Genomic DNA, 16,684 nt, shown 5'->3' on the forward strand with positions numbered 1-16,684 from the left:
CTTCCAGAATGGGTTTTTACCTTCCTTATTTTTAGGTAGTGCGGTTTCACACTACTTTTTTACACGAAAAACCGCGCCAAATCAACACTTTTATTTTTAAATTCTAAAAGTGGCAAACTCGGGAGAATGTTTGTATCAACTAATACTTTACCTTCAATTTTACCTATCATAAATTTCTTCCCGACTCCATTTTCCAATTACTCCGCCTGATAAAACTTTTTCTTTAATCCAATGTTCCCATCGGTGTGATTTTTTTTCAGATACTTTTTTTTCAATTAGAACAATCACATTAACATCTGCTTCTGGCAATATTACTGAATCAGGAATTTTTATTATTCTGTTTTTCTCAATATGTGTTTTAAATTTTATTGTTTCCATTTATCCACCTCCGTACATAGTCCGTTTTTAAAAAATGATTGTTATGACCTCTATCAATAAAACCGTATAAACTTCATCCAGCACAAAATTAGTCGTTATATAGCGAGTGCCGTTTTCTAATAAATTTTTATTTGTTTTAACTGCAATACTGTGAAACTGGTCTCTTTTATTGCTTAATGCAACCCAGCCGTTACTATCCATGAAAACTTGCTTCATTTCGATCATTCTTCACCATAAAGATATTTATCAATATTTTTAGATAAATCTTTCGGCGCTGATGATTCATAACCCTCCATTTGGTAAACACTATCCCGCGTTACATCAACAACTTTTTTAACATCCTGCTCCGGTAAATTTTTAACCCATTCATGAATTAAATCCTGTACGGTTTTCCCCATCTGTTTAGCTATTTGTTCCAAACGTTCATAATCATTTTCCATTACCTGTATATTTAATTTTGCCATATTGCCTCCCATAATTTAATATCATTTTCAAAGATTATTATACCACAAATTCCCTATAACATCCTAATTTGTAATATTTCATTATTAAAGCGACGAAGGATCCAGAACAAACTTTTTATTATTTTTCTTTAGCCCTTGATTACCCCAAGCGGCCGGAGCTTGGCGATTTTACGGGAGAGGCCCGCGTTGTGGACTATGTCGACTATTTCATTCACATTTTTATAGGCGGCGGGTGCCTCCTCGGAAAGTGTTTTCAAATCACCTGTCCGGACAAGGATATTCCGGCGGGACAATTCGTCATAAATTTGCCTGCCTGTCGCGGCTTTAAGGGCGCTTGTCCTGCTCATGAGCCTCCCGGCGCCGTGGCATGTTGAACCGAATGTTTCGCACATGGCCTTTTCCGTCCCTGCCAAAACATAGGAATTCCTGCCCATATCCCCCGGGATAATCACGGGCTGGCCGCAGGACTTGTATTTTTCCGGCAAATCGGGATGGTTTGGGCCGAATGAACGCGTCGCGCCCTTGCGATGGACGCAGACTTTTTTTATTGTCCCGTCAATTTCGTGTCTTTCGAATTTCGCGATATTGTGGGCGACATCATAAACCAGGGACATTCCTAATTTTTCTGGACTCTCGGAAAATACATCGCCAAAGACCTCACGCGTCCAGTGCATTATCCACTGGCGGTTTGCCCACGCGTAATTCGCGGACGATGCCATAGCGGAAAAATAATCTTTACCCTCGGGCGAGTTTACAGGCGCGCACGCAAGCTGCCTGTCAGGAAGAGAAAAATTGTATTTTAAAACAGCACGACCCATCACCTTTAAATAATCGTCACAGACCTGGTATCCAAGTCCCCGTGAACCCGAGTGGATCATCACCGTGACCTGCCCTTTTTGAAGGCCAAAAATGTCCGCGGTTTGCGGGTCATAAATTTCAACTACTTCCTGGATCTCTAAAAAATGGTTGCCTGACCCAAGCGTACCGGACTGGGGCCTTCCTCTTTCTATCGCGCGCTCGCTTACTTTATCCGGATTTGCTCCCCGCAGGCATCCTTTTTCTTCGGTTAACTCAACATCTTCCGTCCAGCCGTAGCCTTTCTTTACCGCCCATTCCGAACCTTTTAGAAGAACATCCCGTAGTTCCCTGTCGGATAAACGGATTTTTCCTTTTGTGCCGATTCCCGCGGGTATATTGTTAAATAATTTATCTAACAGTTCTTCCAGTTTGCTTCTTATCTCTTCCGCAAAAAGATTGGTACGCATAAGGCGCACGCCGCAGTTAATATCATAACCAACGCCGCCTGGTGAAATTACCCCTTCTTCAAAACCGCAGGCGGCCACCCCGCCAATCGGAAACCCATATCCCCAGTGAATATCAGGCATCGCCATGGAATATTTAAGAATCCCCGGGAGACAGGCTACATTCGCCACCTGGACCGGTGTCTGGTCCATGCGGATATCTTTTATCAGATGTTCTGAAGTATAAATTAATCCCGGCACGCGCATCCCGGCTTGAAAAGTTTTTGGAATTAACCACCTGTAATCATCGATTTTCTCTAACGGACCAGCCCATGACTCTGGCATATGATTCCTCTAATAAGTTTATAAAGTTATAAAGTTTCTAAAGCTCTAAAGAAAGATTTTAATTTGATGAACTTTATAACTTTGAACTTTCAATTCAATCCGCCTCAGGCGGATTGTTATTCCCACTCATCCTCATCTTCATCTAAATCTTCTTTAACAGATTCTTCCCCATACATACAGTCGTCATAACTTTCACATTTCGGACAACATTCATCAGCCTGCGGGCAATGATCATACCTGGAACAAGTATCACAACATTCCATCTTTCAACTCCTCCTTTTTATTCCTCTAACAAGGCTTTAACAAAATCCTTTGGTGAAAAATCCTCTAAATCTTCCAGTCCTTCTCCCAAACCAATTAATTTGACAGGAACCCCCAAACCCTCTTTAATAGCTATCACAATTCCACCCTTGGCTGTTCCATCTAACTTTGTAAGCGCTATCCCCGTAACACCTATCGCTTCTTTAAATAATTTTGCCTGCAAAATCCCGTTCTGTCCGCACGTAGCGTCCATAACCAGGAGAATTTCCTGGTAAATCCCCGGCATTACTTTATCCACAGTCCGTTTTATTTTTTTAAGTTCATCCATCAAATTTGACTTGGTATGCAGCCGCCCCGCGGTATCTATTATAAGCACCTGATACCCTTTTTCCAAAACCAGTTTTCCTGCGTCATATACCAATGCCGACGGATCCGTCCCATCCCTGCCTTTAACAATATCAACACCCGCTCTATCCTTCCATATTTCAAGCTGTGCCACAGCCGCCGCGCGAAATGTATCACAGGCGGCAACTAAAACTTTTTTATTCTCCTTGTGAAAACGATAAGCCAGCTTCCCGGCTGTGGAGGTTTTCCCGCTTCCATTAACACCAATCATTAATATAACCAAAGGGACTTTCTCGCTCAGCAAAACATTTTTTTCACCTATTATGCTCAAAATCCGTTTTTCAATGACCTCTTTTATTTTCCGGACCCTGTCTTCACCCGTTTTGAAACTTGTATATTTAATGTCTTGTATAATCCGGTCGCTGATATGCACTCCCATATCGGACCGCACCAGGATTTCTTCAAGTTCACCAAGGAAGTCATTCGAAATATTTTCTTTTCCTGTAATTAGTTTCTCTATCGGGCCTAAAATCAGCTGGCGGGATTTAAGGAGTCTCTGTTTCCACCGCGCCAGTCTGGATTGCGGTCCCAATATTTCTTTTAGCATTTTCTCCAGCTCCTGAATTTTCTCCCGCCCCCTCTTTTACAAAGAGGGGGTCAGGGGGGCATTCTTCTTTTTTGAAAGAGACTGAAACGACCTTTGAAACCCCGGGTTCTTCCATCGTCACGCCGTATAAACAATCAGCCATCTCCATTGTTCTCTTGTTATGGGTGATAATGATAAACTGCGTATTTTTCGCGAACTCCCTGATTACTTCGGCAAACCGTTTTATGTTCGGGTCATCAAGCGGCGCGTCCACTTCATCCAGAATCAAAAAAGGACTGGGCTTAACCATAAAAATGGAAAGTAAAAGGCCTATAGCAGTCAGGGCCCTTTCCCCGCCTGAAAGAAGCTGAATACTCTCGGGTTTTTTCCCCGGCGGCTGGGCGATTATTTCAATATCGGATTCAAGGATATCATCCTCCGTTAAAACTAAATCTGCCCGCCCGCCTTTAAAAAATTTCCCAAACACCTGTGTAAAATTTTCCCTTATTTTATCAAAAGTTGACCTGAATCTTTCAACACTTTCTTTGTTTATTTTTGAAATAGTGTCATTCAAATTGTTTTTAGCATCTTCCAGGTCCTTCTGCTGGCTTGACAAAAAATTAAACCTTTCTTCAATTTCCTTATATTCCTCCAGGGCCATCATATTGACTAAACCCATCTGCCCCATTTCATTCCGAAGGCCCTCGATGCGGGATTTCACTTCCTCAATATTTTCAAGCTGTTCCCTGGGAGGGCAGGAATTCTCCTGGAAGGAGAATTTATAAACATCCTGCATTTTCTGCCTGAGACTCTCCTCCTGGACACGGAATTCCGCCTCTTTGACCTGCAAACCCGCGATATTTTCCTCCATCAGCCTCAGTTTATTTCTTTCTTCCTTAATCTTGTCTTCAATATGTTTAGCGCAGAGCCTCAATTCTTTTTCCTGTTTTTCTATCCCTTCCCTGTCAAAAGTTTCCCTGCTGTTTTCAGTTTTAGCATGTTCGAGATTTTTCTTCTTTTCCTCGAAATAGACCGCTTCTTCCCGGGCGGTCTTTTTTATCAATTCTATCTCATTTGATTTAGACGATACCTTATCTTTACCCGCGTTTATAATATCATTCAGCCTTTTTTCGAGGTCAATGCACGCGGATTTCTTTTCCTTGATGGAAACAAGGATGACTTTTTTCTCCATGCAGGAAGATACCAGGTCTTCTCTTTTCTTCTCGAGTAATTCATACCGGTTCTTCGCGTCTTCCAGCTCAAGAGATTTTTCTTCTTTTTCTCCCAGCAGGTCTTCTATATTAGAATCAATTTCGCCAAATTCTTTTTTTATCGATTCAATTTTACTTTCAATATTTTTCAAGCTTATTCCCCGGTTATCATTTTCCTTTTTAAACTGGTTTGATTCTAATTCCAGCTTTATTACCATCCGTTCATTTTCCGTAAAATCGTGCTCTTTAACTTTAATTTCATCATTTATTCCGCTCACCAGGGATTGAATATCGAGTTGTCTTTTTTCTATGTTCTCTTTCTCCTGTGTTTTCGTTTCAAGCTGCCTTCTGAGCCCCGCTATTTTCTCTTTGAGTGACTGGATGTCTTTTTCCCTGCCTATAATACTCACGGGTTCCGCTGAATCTTTACCGCCGGAAATCAGCTCCTTCGAAAACAATTTTCCGTTTTTATTCACGAGTTTGATTCCCGCCGGAAGCGTGTCCAGCGCGTTTTTTGAAATATCTGAGTCGACAATATAAACATCTTTCAAAAGGAAAGAAACCGCCGGCTTTATATTTTCATCAACCTCGGCAAAATCAAGTATTTTTTTCGCGCCCGCGGGAAGCAGACCCTCTGAAATCTCCACACCGGCATGTCCGGTTTCCTTTAAAAAATCAGGGTTAAGAAAAACCGCCTTTCCCCTGCCTTCACCATATAAATAATTTATACACTCATCTATTTTCCCTGCACTGCCGGCCAGGAAATAATTAATTCCTTCGCCCAGCGCGGATTCCAAAGCTGTTCTATATTCTTCTGAGATATTTATTTTACTTACAAGCGGGGCGAAAACACCTTCTTTTTTTATTTTTCCCTCTCTCTCCGCCCGCATCAGCTCTTTTACCCCGCGGCTATACCCGATAGACTCTTTTTCCAGCTGTTCCAGCATCTTAAACTTATAATCAAGTTCCGCTGTTTCATTATAAACGTCATTAATGGAAGGCATAACACTTTGCAGCAATTCCTGGTTTTTCACAAGCTCCTGCCTTAATTCTTCCAGTTTGTCCCGCCGGGAATCTATATCGTTTCTTAATTCCTTCAAAATACCTCTTTTTTCATTCACGCTTTTTTGAAGGTGTTCAATCTTCTCATTGGCCTCTTTTATTAAATTTATAAGATTGCTTCCAGAGGCCTCCATTTCCTCCAGCTTCTTTTCAAGTTCCTGTTTAAGTTTATTTTTCTCCCAAAGCGCCGTTTCAACATTATCAAGATCATTTTCTTTTCCGGACAAAAGAATACCCGCTTCCTTGCCGGCGGCATCTGTTTCTTCCGCTTCTTTTTCCAAGTCACCCATTTCTTTTTCTTTTCCTGCTATCAAATTATCAAAACCTGAAATTTCATTTCGCTTATCATGCAAATCTTTTTCCAGTTCTTTTAATTTAACCTCATCTTCTTCAATTTCTTTCGCGAGTATTTTTCCCCTGGAATCTTTTCCTTTAAGACGTTCCTCCATTTCAGCTATTTCTTTTGTTAAGTTTTCAACTCTCTCAAAAAAATTTTTCCTTGATTCGTGGATAAAAGTTAATTTATCCCCCAGTTGCATAGCTTCCAGGTCCAGCTTTTCAACCTCGGCTTCATATTTTGAAATATGCGCGAGCGTCCCCTCGCGTTCATCTTGTAAAGCTGTTAAATCCTGTTTGTATTTGCGCCGCTTTTCATCTAAATCATAAAAGTAAAAACTGTCTAATTTTAATTCCAGGCCCTGGCATTCATCATGAAATTTTTTATATCGTTCAGCCCGGCTTGCCTGTCTTTTAAGGGAATTCATCTGGCGCTTGACCTCTGCCACAATATCGTATATTCGTAATAAATTCTGCTCTGTCGTTTCAAGCTTTCTAAGTGTTTCTTTTTTTCTCGCTTTATATTTGGTGATACCCGCCGCTTCCTCAAAAAGGCTCCTCCTGAGGCCGGGATTATTGCTTAATATCAAATCCGTCTGCGACTGCTCGATAATCGAATACGCGTCTGCTCCAAGACCGGTATCCATAAACAATTCCTGTATATCCTTCAGCCTGCAGGCGCTGCGGTTTAACATATACTCGCACTCTCCGGACCTGAAAAGCCTGCGGGTAATTGTTACCTCGCTGTACTCCGTGGGCAAAACCCCTTCCGTATCTAAAAGCGTCAGGGAAACCTCCGCCATCCCCTTCGGTTTCTTGCTGGCCCCGCCGTTGAAAATAAGGTCTGCCATTTCCCTTCCCCGAAGCATTTTTGAGCTCTGCTCGCCTAAGACCCACCGGATTGAATCCAGGATATTTGTCTTCCCGCAGCCATTCGGGCCCACGATGCTTGTAACACCCTTATCAAACTTTAATTCCACTAAATCAGGGAAGGATTTAAAACCGCAAACTTCCAATTTCTTAAATAACAATTGAAAACTCCTTTTAAAAATTTTATAAATGATACTGGGCTGAAACTATTTTGTCAAGCAATTAAACAAAAAAGTGAAAATATGGTATAATTTTTTACATTTATTATAACATATTTAAAAATGAAAAAAAATCTTTTAGGAAAAAACATTCTTATTACCGCGGGGCCCACATGGACCGCAATCGATAAGGTCAGGGTGCTAAGCAATATTGCAAGCGGCAGGACCGGGACGGAAATTGCAGAATACGCCTGTAAAATGGGCGCTAAGGTCACACTCCTGCTTGGTCCCGCGCAAATTTTGCTTGATAAAAAAATTGCAAAGAATATCAGGGTTTTGAATTTCAGATATTTTGACGAATTATTTGATTTAGTTAAAAAAGAGGTCAGAAGCGGAGAATACGACATATTTATTCACTCCGCGGCGGTTTCAGATTACAAACCTTGTAAAACTTTTCGCGGGAAAATAAAATCAAACCAGAAACTCACAATAAAACTGAAACCCGCTGAAAAAATCATAGACTGCATAAAAAAAATTGATCCAGCCATCTTTTTAGTCAAGTTTAAACTGGAAGTTAATAAACCGGATGCTCAATTGATAAAAACAGCGTATAAAAGTATGAAACAGTCAAGGGCAGATTTAGTTGTGGCTAATACCCCGGATATTGCAAAACAAAAAACTTTCATTATTAACCCGTCAAAACAAATAACCGAAGTTCCGCAAAGAAAAAAACTTCCGGAATATCTTTTTAAAGCAATCAGCCGCAATTTATAAAATATCGAATCCCGCTTCTAACCATTCTGGCAAAAGTTTTCCGCAAAATCATCTATGGCATTTTTTATATTATCATCTATTATCTCAAAAAAAACGGCTATCCCATAAACAGGAATTTTTCTTAATCCCGCCTGGTATTTTTTGTCTTCATCTACCCGGCACACCTTGCCTAAACAGTGCACTGGTTCACTAATAAACGGCAGTGAAATATTTAATTCTAATTCCGTGTCCACAGGTATTTTTTCATTATAGTTAAAAAAAATCCCGCTCGAGCTCAAATTTTTTATAGTAACAATGTTCCATTTCGAAGAATCATCAAAGTATGATTCGTCTCCTTCATTATGGATGCGAAACCTTGCAACAAATGATTTTTGAATTCTTTTGGCTCTTTTTTTCTGCGGAGTTAAAGGCTCCATTTATTTGAACTCCAATTCTTCATATTATTAAAATAAAAATCCATTGAAAATATTCTATCAAACTATAGTGTTTGTTTCAATTTTTTTCTTGTTGGACGCTCCAAAAATTCTGGCATATAGTTTTAAACAGAGGGTGGGAATAATGAAAAAAATTAGGCCGGAGTTACTGGTGTGTGTTATTTTTATAATTTTATTTATTTACACCGGAGAAGGGCATGCTCAAAACCAAAAACTGAACTTTTTGGCAGATTCTTTTAAAAAAGTACGGATAATTATTAACCAATCCTATGAAAATTGCAGACCGGAAGAAATTAACCTGCCTATTGATGACATATCAGTAAGACTTTTTAACTATGCAGGTGTTGATGTTGTTTCGCCTGATGCTTTGGATTATGACGGTACAATAAAAATAAAGATTGAAGGGAAAGCAGAGGGGACTTATTATTATCCTGCAGGTTATCTTTACACTGGGGCATATTTAGCCGGCAAAATATCCCTTGAATCTAAAAATATCACTATTTTTGAAAAAAAATTTGAGGTATATATAAATACACCTTCGCTTACAAGCGTTACATGGAACCCGCTGAGGCCCTGCGATGCTCCTTTTGCCCGGGCGTTTTATTTATCAGGTTCGGTTATATCAAAATTATTAGAAATAATATATGATGTATACGGCATTAATGCATTGATATCGGCATTAAAGGAGACAAATACAGATATACAAAATATGGTAATAGAAGCACTTGTTAACATAGGTAAACCGGCGGCTGAACCCCTTATTGCCGCATTATATGCTGATGATTTAAATGTTAAAAAAGGGAGTATTGACGCACTTGGAAAATTGGGAGACAACCAGGCAGTTGAGGATATAATTCTTGCCTTGAACGAAGAGGATTCCGGTATCCGCTGGAGGGCGGCCAGGGCGCTTGGAAACTTTCAAGATAAACGCGCAGTTGAACCTCTTATCGCCAAACTTACAGATGAAAACAAAATAGTCAGGTGGTACGCGGCAAAATCGCTTGGGGATATCAGAGATTTGCGGGCAATTGATCCTCTCACCGCTATATTGAAAGATGAAGATCCCGGAGTTCAATATTACGCAAAAGAATCTTTAAAAAAGATAAACGGTATAAACCTCAATAAAATAACTGAGATAGAAATAAGAGAACGATACCAATAAGAGATATTACCTATAATTTATCTGACCTGATAATAGAAATTACGAGCCAAAGACTTAATATTGTGGATACCGTAAAACCCAGTAAGCCGATTAAAGTAGTAAGAGATACCCTGCCTAAACCGCTTACAGTAACCGGTAATATTTCCGCGCCGGAACTAATAACAAGAGCGGAACCTATAATCGAAGCTGATACCACTATTCCCATGGTAATCCTGTTAATTCCCCTTACCAAATCAATATTAATTTTATCAAAACCGAGGTGCATAATTTCAAAACGCTGTTCTCCCCTGCTTAACTGGACAAGCACTTTCTTGAAATTTTCAGGAATTATCTTCATCAATGAATATATTTCCGCCATATCTCTCTTGAAATTCCTCATTGCAATCCTGGGATTCTGCCCTCTTTCTAAAAGCTTCACGGCATACGGCTTCGCCTTTTCCAGCACACTGCATTCAGGGTCAAGGTCCCTGCCCAACGCCTCTATCTGCAAAAAGGTCTTGAAAAGCAATAATAAATCTCTTGGAAGCTTAATATTATGTTTAAGGCAGGTTTGCATGATTTTATCAAAAATTTCTTTTATGCTTATGTGCTTAAGCGAACGGCCGTAAAACGGCTCGCTTAAATCTTTTAAATCCTGTTTAAACACAGAAATATTTGTGTTTTCATTTATTATGTCCATTTTATAAAACGTCTTGACTAATTTTTCATAATCATGTTCGCTGTAACCGATAAAAACATTGGCGATATTTTCCATCATTTCGCTATCGAGAGAACCTGTAATGCCAAAATCAATCAGCGCTATCCGCCCGTCATCCATCAGCATTGAGTTTCCGGGATGCGGGTCCGCGTGAAAAAACCCGTCTTCCATAATCTGTTTGCAAAAACAATTCAAGCCGATGTCGGCTATTTTTTTAGGGTCGCGGCCGCTTTCTTTTATCTTTTTAATTTCATCCAATTCAATGCCTTTGACTCTTTCAATTACTAAAATACGCCGCGTAGTATAATCCCAGAATACAGTGGGGATATAAATATCCTTAAAGTTTTTAAAATTTTCCCTGAATTTTTCAATACTTGAAGCCTCTGTGATAAAATCAAGCTCCTTAAGTATGGTTTTCTCAAATTCATTTACAACGCCCACAGGATCCAGGAGCCTGCTTTCTTCCAAATTCCGTTCAATCAAAGAGGCGAGCCTGTATAAAATACGTATATCCTGCCGGATTATTTCCTCTATGTCAGGCCGCTGGATTTTAACAGCCACTTCCTCGCCTGAACGAAGGGTCCCTAAATGGACCTGTGCCACAGAGGCGGCGGCAATAGGTTTAAAATCAAAAGTTTTGAAAATTTTATCAATCCCGGCTTCCGTGCCGTATTCTTCCCTGAGAATTTCTTTAACTTCATCTTGAAAAAAGGGCGGGACATCATCCTGCAGTTTCTTAAATTCTTTAATGTATTCGGATGGAATGTAATCGGGGCGCGTGCTCAACAACTGGCCGAATTTTATAAAAGTAGGGCCCAGCTCTTCAAAAACCAGTCTGAAACGTTCCGGGGCCGTGAGTTTTTTTTCTTCGTTTCCATAAATATTCAGAAGCTCGATGGTTTTAGCCAAAGGGAGATAACCTGCCAGGTTAAGCTTACTTATAAAATCCCGGAAGCCGTGCTTTAAGAACACTCTCAAAATCTGCCGCAGGCGTATTGTGTTGCGGAAGGGTGCCGTTATTTTTTTCCCCACCATTAATCTTATTCTCCAAAAAATTTATAGTTATTCTTTCCCTGCTCTTTTACATAATACATGGCAGTGTCAGCGTCGTTTAAAAGCTTTTTCTCCGAACCTTTCCCGTTGTAGTGCTGCATGCTGATACCGATACTCACTCCAATAGACATCTTATGGCCGTTGATGCTAAATGGTTTCGAAAAATTCCTGATGATTTTCCTGGCGACAAATTCCGCGTCTTTTTTCCCTTTAATCTTGCTCAGGACAATCGCAAATTCATCACCGCTTATCCGCGCCACAGTATCAGATTTACGCACGCATTTTTTTAATTTTTCCGCTGAAGTTTTAAGCACCAGGTCCCCGATGAGATGCCCCATGCGGTCATTGATGCTTTTAAACCCGTCCAGGTCGATAAAAAGAAGCCCAACCATAATCTTCTCGCGGTTCGCTTCGTTAATGGCATGGTTCAACCTGTCGAAAAATAATACCCTGTTAGGTATATCCGTCAACAAATCAAAATGCGCCATATGTTCCAGGCGCTGTTCCGCCCTTTTTCGCTCTGTAATATCGCGGGATATTAATACATATCCAATCAGCCTGTTCCTCTTGTCCCAGATTCCCGAAAGCCTTGACTCTATAAAACAGGTCCCGTCTTTCTTTTGCTGTTCAATCATAAAATCATAATCGCCTTTATCCTGTATCAGCGCCATTGCGCGGTTAAACCGTATTTCTTCCAGGTTTTCTTTTTCAAGAATTTTCTTAAGGTCTGTTTTGGAAAGTTTTTCAACATTGTATCCAAAAATGTTTTCCGCGGCGGGATTACAATATAATATTTGAAAATCTAAATGTGAGGCAATAATGGCCATATTTGTGGAGGAAGACAAAATATTTTCAAGGTATGCTGTTTTTTCAATAAGGTCATTTTCTGTTTCCTCGAGCATTTTTTCTTTCTGGCTGATAATATCCTTCAAAAATTCGATGTATTTTGCCTCGAGTCCCTTGACAATGTCATACTGGGTAATCAAACCGGTAATAATTCCTTTATCGTCAACCACCACAAGCCTACGGATCCTGTTATGATTCATCATTTTAACTGCCCTGTATAAAGGAATCTTCGCGTTGACCGTTATCACAGGGGAGCTCATTACCTTATCAACTGTCAATGTTTTCAGATCGACTCCCCTGTTATATAAATCCACTACATCCCGCTCGGTAAAAATACCGATTGGTTTTTTGTCTCTTTCCACGATTATACAACTGAAAGAATGGTCGGCCATTTTCGATATAATATCAGGCAGTAAACTGTTTTCCGGGACCGTAGTCAGGTTTTTTGTCATTATCTTTGAAATGTCCTTGATGTCAAAGAAATATTCAAGGCCGAGATTGCTTATGATATCCGTCTGGGTTATTATCCCGACGGTATTATCATCCTCATCAATCACAACGAGGTGCCGTATATTATTGTTTATAAGCAGGTCATATAATTCATAAATATTAATGTCTTTTTTAACCGTTACTAAAGACTTTGACATTAATTTTTCTATTTTTATTTTCCCATGGTCGGTATTCCTGCACAAATATTTGACCATGTCCCTTTCCGTAAAAATCCCAACCGGTTTTTTATTTTCAGTTACAACCACACAACTTATATTTTTCTTGCGCATAATCAAAACCACATCCGATAAAATTGTTTCAGGCGGGACACAAATAACATCTGAAGCCAAAATATTTTTAATAAATTTATTCTTCATATTGCAGTCCTTTCTATCTACTAATTATCGGAGCAAAATTATGAGATATTAAATTTAGAATTTCACTTCAGGTACGGCTAAATCCTTTTTCTCCGGCTCATAATAAGGCGCTTCCCTTAATCCTTTAAAACCGGCGAATATGTTCCCGGGTATCCTGCGGATATACGTATTAAAATCATTAACGCTCTGGTTAAATCTCATCCGTTCCACCGCGATACGGTTTTCCGTCCCGGCTAATTCATCCTGGAGGCGTATAAAATTCTGGTCAGCTTTAATGTTGGGATAGTTTTCCACAATCAAAAGCAGCCTTGAAAGCGCGCCTTCCAATCCGCGGGCTGCTTCAATTTTTTCATTAATCGGGGCGCTCCTGTCAAACGCGCCAGCAAGTTTACTTCTTGCTTCCGCCACTTCGTTTATTATTTTTTCCTCGTGGGCCGCGAAACCTTTAACGGTGCTTACGAGGTTCGGCACAAGATCGCTTCTCCGTTTTAACTGGTTTTCCACCTGCGCCCATGAAGCCTTAATTGCTTCATCTTTTGTTACCACCGTATTTAACCCGCCGATGAAAAACAGCGCACCCAGTATGATTATCGCAACAATTGAACCTATGATAATTCCCATTTTGCCAAACATTTATATTCCTCCTCTTTATCTTTAAATCAGATTTTACCACTTTATAAAGTATTTGTAAATTTTTAAAATCCCCTGCCCGCCCCGCCGCCTCCGCTGAAACCTCCCCCAAACCCGCCGAAACCGCCTCCAAAACCTCCCCCGCCCCCTCCTCCAAAACCGCCCCCGCCAAATCCGCCGCCCCAATATCCTCCTCCGGTGAAAGGCCCGCTGCGGTATGGCCTTTGGAACTTCTTTCCAATAAAAGAAAAAATAACAACAATAAAAATAATTAAAATAAAGAAAACAAAGTTTTTTTCATCCTCAAAATTATTCTTGGCACCGTTAATTTTATGTTCTTTTTTTATTAAGTCTACAACTCCTATTGTCCCATTTTTCAACCCGGAGCTGAAGTCACCCGTTTTAAAGTATGGAATCATCGCCTGATCAATAATCCGTCCTGCCAACCCGTCAGGAATAACCCCTTCCAAACCATATCCGACTTCTATTTTTACCTTTCTTTCTTTTACCGCAAGAAGGATTAAGACACCTGTATCTTTCCCTTTTTCCCCTATCTTCCATTTTTCAAAAAGTTTTACCGCGTATTCTTCAATTGTCTCATCCCCAATCGTAGATAAGGTTACCACGGCAACCTCCGCTTTTGTTTTATCTTTCAAGTCCTGTATCAGACTGGACATTTGCCTGCTGTCATCAACGGAGATCACGTTCGCGAAATCACTGACATACCCGGCAGGAGACGGATAATCCGGTCCAGCGCCGGTAACCTGATTTTTAAAAGACAAAATAAATATAAACAAAATTAAAAACAGATTATTTCTTTTCATGCAAATCCTGAATTCCCTATTTCAATCATATTTTTCATAATTTGTCCGTGGCACCGGCAAGCTTTGTCAACAGGGTTAAATATTTTTCCAAAAAGGCCGCCGCGTCTTTGCCGTCTATTTTCCCATCGCCTTTTCTGTCACTCAAAACAGTAAATAAAACTCCGGCATCCAGCCCAAATTCCTTACACAATAAATCAATAATATCTTTTCTGTCCCGTGGCGGAATTTTATTCTTTAACCTGATCAAATTTTTAAATATGGGGATAAAGGAAGAAAATGTCGAACTGATTATTTTTTCAATTTCTTTCGGCTGCGTCCCGCGTTCCAGGTAAATCTGGCGTAAACGGATAATTTTCCCCTTTAATTCTGATTCACATTGCAGCCTTAAATTTTTCAAAGAAATCTCTAAATCCAAAAATAAGTCCCGCCCCCATAATAAAACATGATTTTCTTTTATATCCAGAAACTCTACAGGGAAAACGTCCGCTGAATTTTTTATTTCCTCAGGTGTAAAAATAAGAGGCGGCACCAAACCGTTTTTCGCGTAATTTTCAAACAAAGCCAACAGCGGCTGAAATTTTGAAAGACTTGTGTCTTTCATTATCAGCAAAACATTAATATTTGATTTTCCATCGATAAAATCAGGCCCTGCCGCGCTCCCGTATAAAATAATGGAATCGGCCAATGAAGGACTTTTTTCCAATATTTTTTCGCAAAATTCTTCAACAGTCTTTTTGGCCTTTATATTTACTTTATCAAGATTAAGTATTTCATAATCCATAATTATATCCTCCTTGTCCATCAAAGATTATATAAAAAAATAACATTTTTTTCTATATAAAATATTTTTTTTAAGGTAAAATTTATTTGGCGTTATAAAATAAGGAGAAAAGTTTATGATAAAAATTTCAATCGCCGTTATAATTTTTTTGATTATCGCGTTCATTTTTTTCATGCCGTCAAAAAACCTCAAGGAATATGAACATTTAAGGGACCCGAAAATTTCAACCCATCCAGGGCAAAAAATGCTTGTGGTTGAAAGTGTTGGGGACCCGAATGTTGCCGGCAAAGACGCCTTCGGGCTTCTTTTTAAAACATTTTACGGCCTTAAAAAAAGCAACAAGGAAATGAAAATTTCCGCCCCGCGGGCCCGCTGGCCAAAACCGCCGGACACGCCAAAAAACGAATGGATCGGTATTTATGGATTGCCTGTTCCCGAAACAGTTATGGGCCTCCCTGAAATAAAAGGCAAAAAACCCGGGTTGGAGGCGAAAATTGAATTCTGGGAATATGGCGTTGTAGCCGAAATCCTTCACACAGGGCCATACAGCGAAGAAACATCTTCGATAGAAAAACTGTACAAGTTTATCGCGGACAATGGCCATAAAATTGCGGGGCCGCATGAAGAAGAATACCTGAAAGGCCCCGGGATGTTTTTTAAAGGAAACCCGAAAAAATACAAGACAATAATCAGGTATCAGGTGGAAAAGATTTAAAATTTTTCCCAGTGGATAACTTCATCCACGCTTTTCTTGGGTTTGCGTAATATATCATCCGCGCCGGCATATCCCAGGGAAATAAGGCTTATAACAATCAAGTCATCGGGGATCCCAAGAATTTTTTTAATGTCCCCGCAATATCCCTTTTTATGCCCCGCGACCCAGCAGGAAGCAACCCCAAAACTTTCAGCCGTTAAAATTATATTTTCCGTGGCGGCCGAGCCGTCTTCAAGAAAATACTTTGTGTCCTTACAGCAAACAATAATACAGGCGCCCGCACCTTTAATAAATTTACCATGATCCGTAGCTTCCGCAACCTTTTCAAGCAGTTCACTCTTTGTTACCACAACAAATTCCCACGGCTGTTCATTACGCGCTGTTGGCGCAAGTCTCCCTGCGTCAATCATCTCCTTCAAAATTTCTTTTGGAACAGGTTTATCAAGGTATTTCCTGACGGAATGGCGCTTTTTTATGGTTTCGACAATCTGGTTCATAACAATCCCCCGTTTATTTGTAGCGTAATGTCAAAAATCTCTTTGACATTTTATTAAAATTCCTTATCATTATCGATAAAAATCAACTTTTTAAATGCTCCCCCCTGTTTTTAAGAAAATTTTGAGGTATAATAATCATCATATTGTG

General features: G+C 39.9%; 17 protein-coding genes. 3 read left to right on the forward strand and 14 right to left on the reverse strand.

The features are described from left to right. Positions 1-159 precede the first annotated feature (159 nt). The 7 genes from AB1498_03990 to smc form a co-directional block, all read right to left on the reverse strand. Positions 160-378: a hypothetical protein gene (locus AB1498_03990; protein MEW6087441.1), complete on the reverse strand. Its 219-nt coding sequence runs from the start codon at positions 376-378 to the stop codon at positions 160-162. Between the two features lie 27 nt (positions 379-405). Continuing rightward, on the reverse strand, positions 406-594 hold the full coding sequence (locus AB1498_03995; GenBank protein MEW6087442.1) for a hypothetical protein: 189 nt from the start codon (positions 592-594) through the stop codon (positions 406-408). A gap of 5 nt (positions 595-599) precedes the next feature. Further along, positions 600-842, reverse strand: a complete 243-nt coding sequence (locus tag AB1498_04000; GenBank protein ID MEW6087443.1) for a hypothetical protein — start codon at positions 840-842, stop codon at positions 600-602. 128 nt (positions 843-970) lie between these two features. Continuing rightward, the gene (locus AB1498_04005) at positions 971-2,428 is read right to left on the reverse strand and encodes an RtcB family protein (protein ID MEW6087444.1); all 1,458 of its coding nucleotides are present in this window, start codon (positions 2,426-2,428) and stop codon (positions 971-973) included. Between the two features lie 116 nt (positions 2,429-2,544). Next, complete coding sequence (locus AB1498_04010; protein MEW6087445.1) at positions 2,545-2,691, reverse strand: hypothetical protein; 147 nt, start codon at positions 2,689-2,691, stop codon at positions 2,545-2,547. Between the two features lie 17 nt (positions 2,692-2,708). Next, positions 2,709-3,641, reverse strand: coding sequence for a signal recognition particle-docking protein FtsY (gene ftsY / locus AB1498_04015; protein MEW6087446.1), 933 nt, complete (start codon positions 3,639-3,641; stop codon positions 2,709-2,711). After that, positions 3,580-7,260 (reverse strand): chromosome segregation protein SMC, encoded by a 3,681-nt coding sequence (smc, locus tag AB1498_04020; protein ID MEW6087447.1) that lies wholly within the window; start codon positions 7,258-7,260, stop codon positions 3,580-3,582. The genes ftsY and smc overlap by 62 nt, the downstream gene beginning before the upstream one ends. Before the next feature lie 120 nt (positions 7,261-7,380). On the opposite strand from smc, the gene AB1498_04025 reads away from it, so the two are divergent. Beyond that, positions 7,381-8,031: a phosphopantothenoylcysteine decarboxylase gene (locus AB1498_04025; GenBank protein MEW6087448.1), complete on the forward strand. Its 651-nt coding sequence runs from the start codon at positions 7,381-7,383 to the stop codon at positions 8,029-8,031. A gap of 17 nt (positions 8,032-8,048) precedes the next feature. Here AB1498_04025 and AB1498_04030 read toward each other — a convergent pair whose 3' ends face one another. Further along, entirely contained in the window at positions 8,049-8,447 is a 399-nt protein-coding gene (locus AB1498_04030; protein MEW6087449.1) for a PilZ domain-containing protein, read from the reverse strand. A 142-nt stretch (positions 8,448-8,589) separates the two neighbouring features. On the opposite strand from AB1498_04030, the gene AB1498_04035 reads away from it, so the two are divergent. After that, positions 8,590-9,627 carry a HEAT repeat domain-containing protein gene (locus tag AB1498_04035; GenBank protein ID MEW6087450.1) on the forward strand — a complete coding sequence of 346 codons (1,038 nt, stop codon included), beginning with the start codon at positions 8,590-8,592 and terminating at the stop codon, positions 9,625-9,627. Between the two features lie 10 nt (positions 9,628-9,637). Here the strand turns inward: AB1498_04035 and AB1498_04040 are convergent, their stop codons facing one another. From AB1498_04040 to AB1498_04060, 5 genes are all read right to left on the reverse strand, one after another. Further along, the gene (locus AB1498_04040) at positions 9,638-11,296 is read right to left on the reverse strand and encodes an AarF/ABC1/UbiB kinase family protein (protein MEW6087451.1); all 1,659 of its coding nucleotides are present in this window, start codon (positions 11,294-11,296) and stop codon (positions 9,638-9,640) included. Positions 11,297-11,364: 68 nt separating this feature from the next. Continuing rightward, a complete protein-coding gene (locus tag AB1498_04045; protein MEW6087452.1) occupies positions 11,365-13,089 on the reverse strand; it encodes a CBS domain-containing protein in 1,725 nt (574 codons plus the stop codon). A gap of 54 nt (positions 13,090-13,143) precedes the next feature. After that, the gene (locus AB1498_04050; GenBank protein MEW6087453.1) at positions 13,144-13,722 is read right to left on the reverse strand and encodes a LemA family protein; all 579 of its coding nucleotides are present in this window, start codon (positions 13,720-13,722) and stop codon (positions 13,144-13,146) included. A 62-nt stretch (positions 13,723-13,784) separates the two neighbouring features. Then, positions 13,785-14,543 carry a TPM domain-containing protein gene (locus tag AB1498_04055; GenBank protein ID MEW6087454.1) on the reverse strand — a complete coding sequence of 253 codons (759 nt, stop codon included), beginning with the start codon at positions 14,541-14,543 and terminating at the stop codon, positions 13,785-13,787. A gap of 34 nt (positions 14,544-14,577) precedes the next feature. Continuing rightward, a complete protein-coding gene (locus AB1498_04060) occupies positions 14,578-15,324 on the reverse strand; it encodes a hypothetical protein (GenBank protein MEW6087455.1) in 747 nt (248 codons plus the stop codon). A 115-nt stretch (positions 15,325-15,439) separates the two neighbouring features. On the opposite strand from AB1498_04060, the gene AB1498_04065 reads away from it, so the two are divergent. Beyond that, entirely contained in the window at positions 15,440-16,039 is a 600-nt protein-coding gene (locus AB1498_04065; protein ID MEW6087456.1) for a GyrI-like domain-containing protein, read from the forward strand. On the opposite strand, the gene AB1498_04070 is transcribed toward AB1498_04065, so the two are convergent. Further along, complete coding sequence (locus tag AB1498_04070) at positions 16,036-16,536, reverse strand: nitroreductase family protein (protein ID MEW6087457.1); 501 nt, start codon at positions 16,534-16,536, stop codon at positions 16,036-16,038. The genes AB1498_04065 and AB1498_04070 overlap by 4 nt on opposite strands. Positions 16,537-16,684 lie beyond the last annotated feature (148 nt).

The organism is bacterium, from assembly GCA_040754625.1.
Classification (GTDB): Bacteria; JACRDZ01; JAQUKH01; order JAQUKH01; family JAQUKH01; genus JAQUKH01.

Coding starts and splice junctions, on each gene's coding strand:
- AB1498_03990 (MEW6087441.1), bottom strand. CDS start 378: ATGGAAACAATAAAATTTAAAACACATATTGAGAAAAACAGAATAATA.
- AB1498_03995 (MEW6087442.1), bottom strand. CDS start 594: ATGAAGCAAGTTTTCATGGATAGTAACGGCTGGGTTGCATTAAGCAAT.
- AB1498_04000 (MEW6087443.1), bottom strand. CDS start 842: ATGGCAAAATTAAATATACAGGTAATGGAAAATGATTATGAACGTTTG.
- AB1498_04005 (MEW6087444.1), bottom strand. CDS start 2,428: ATGCCAGAGTCATGGGCTGGTCCGTTAGAGAAAATCGATGATTACAGG.
- AB1498_04010 (MEW6087445.1), bottom strand. CDS start 2,691: ATGGAATGTTGTGATACTTGTTCCAGGTATGATCATTGCCCGCAGGCT.
- ftsY (MEW6087446.1), bottom strand. CDS start 3,641: ATGCTAAAAGAAATATTGGGACCGCAATCCAGACTGGCGCGGTGGAAA.
- AB1498_04025 (MEW6087448.1), top strand. CDS start 7,381: ATGAAAAAAAATCTTTTAGGAAAAAACATTCTTATTACCGCGGGGCCC.
- AB1498_04030 (MEW6087449.1), bottom strand. CDS start 8,447: ATGGAGCCTTTAACTCCGCAGAAAAAAAGAGCCAAAAGAATTCAAAAA.
- AB1498_04035 (MEW6087450.1), top strand. CDS start 8,590: ATGAAAAAAATTAGGCCGGAGTTACTGGTGTGTGTTATTTTTATAATT.
- AB1498_04045 (MEW6087452.1), bottom strand. CDS start 13,089: ATGAAGAATAAATTTATTAAAAATATTTTGGCTTCAGATGTTATTTGT.
- AB1498_04050 (MEW6087453.1), bottom strand. CDS start 13,722: ATGTTTGGCAAAATGGGAATTATCATAGGTTCAATTGTTGCGATAATC.
- AB1498_04055 (MEW6087454.1), bottom strand. CDS start 14,543: ATGAAAAGAAATAATCTGTTTTTAATTTTGTTTATATTTATTTTGTCT.
- AB1498_04060 (MEW6087455.1), bottom strand. CDS start 15,324: ATGGATTATGAAATACTTAATCTTGATAAAGTAAATATAAAGGCCAAA.
- AB1498_04065 (MEW6087456.1), top strand. CDS start 15,440: ATGATAAAAATTTCAATCGCCGTTATAATTTTTTTGATTATCGCGTTC.
- AB1498_04070 (MEW6087457.1), bottom strand. CDS start 16,536: ATGAACCAGATTGTCGAAACCATAAAAAAGCGCCATTCCGTCAGGAAA.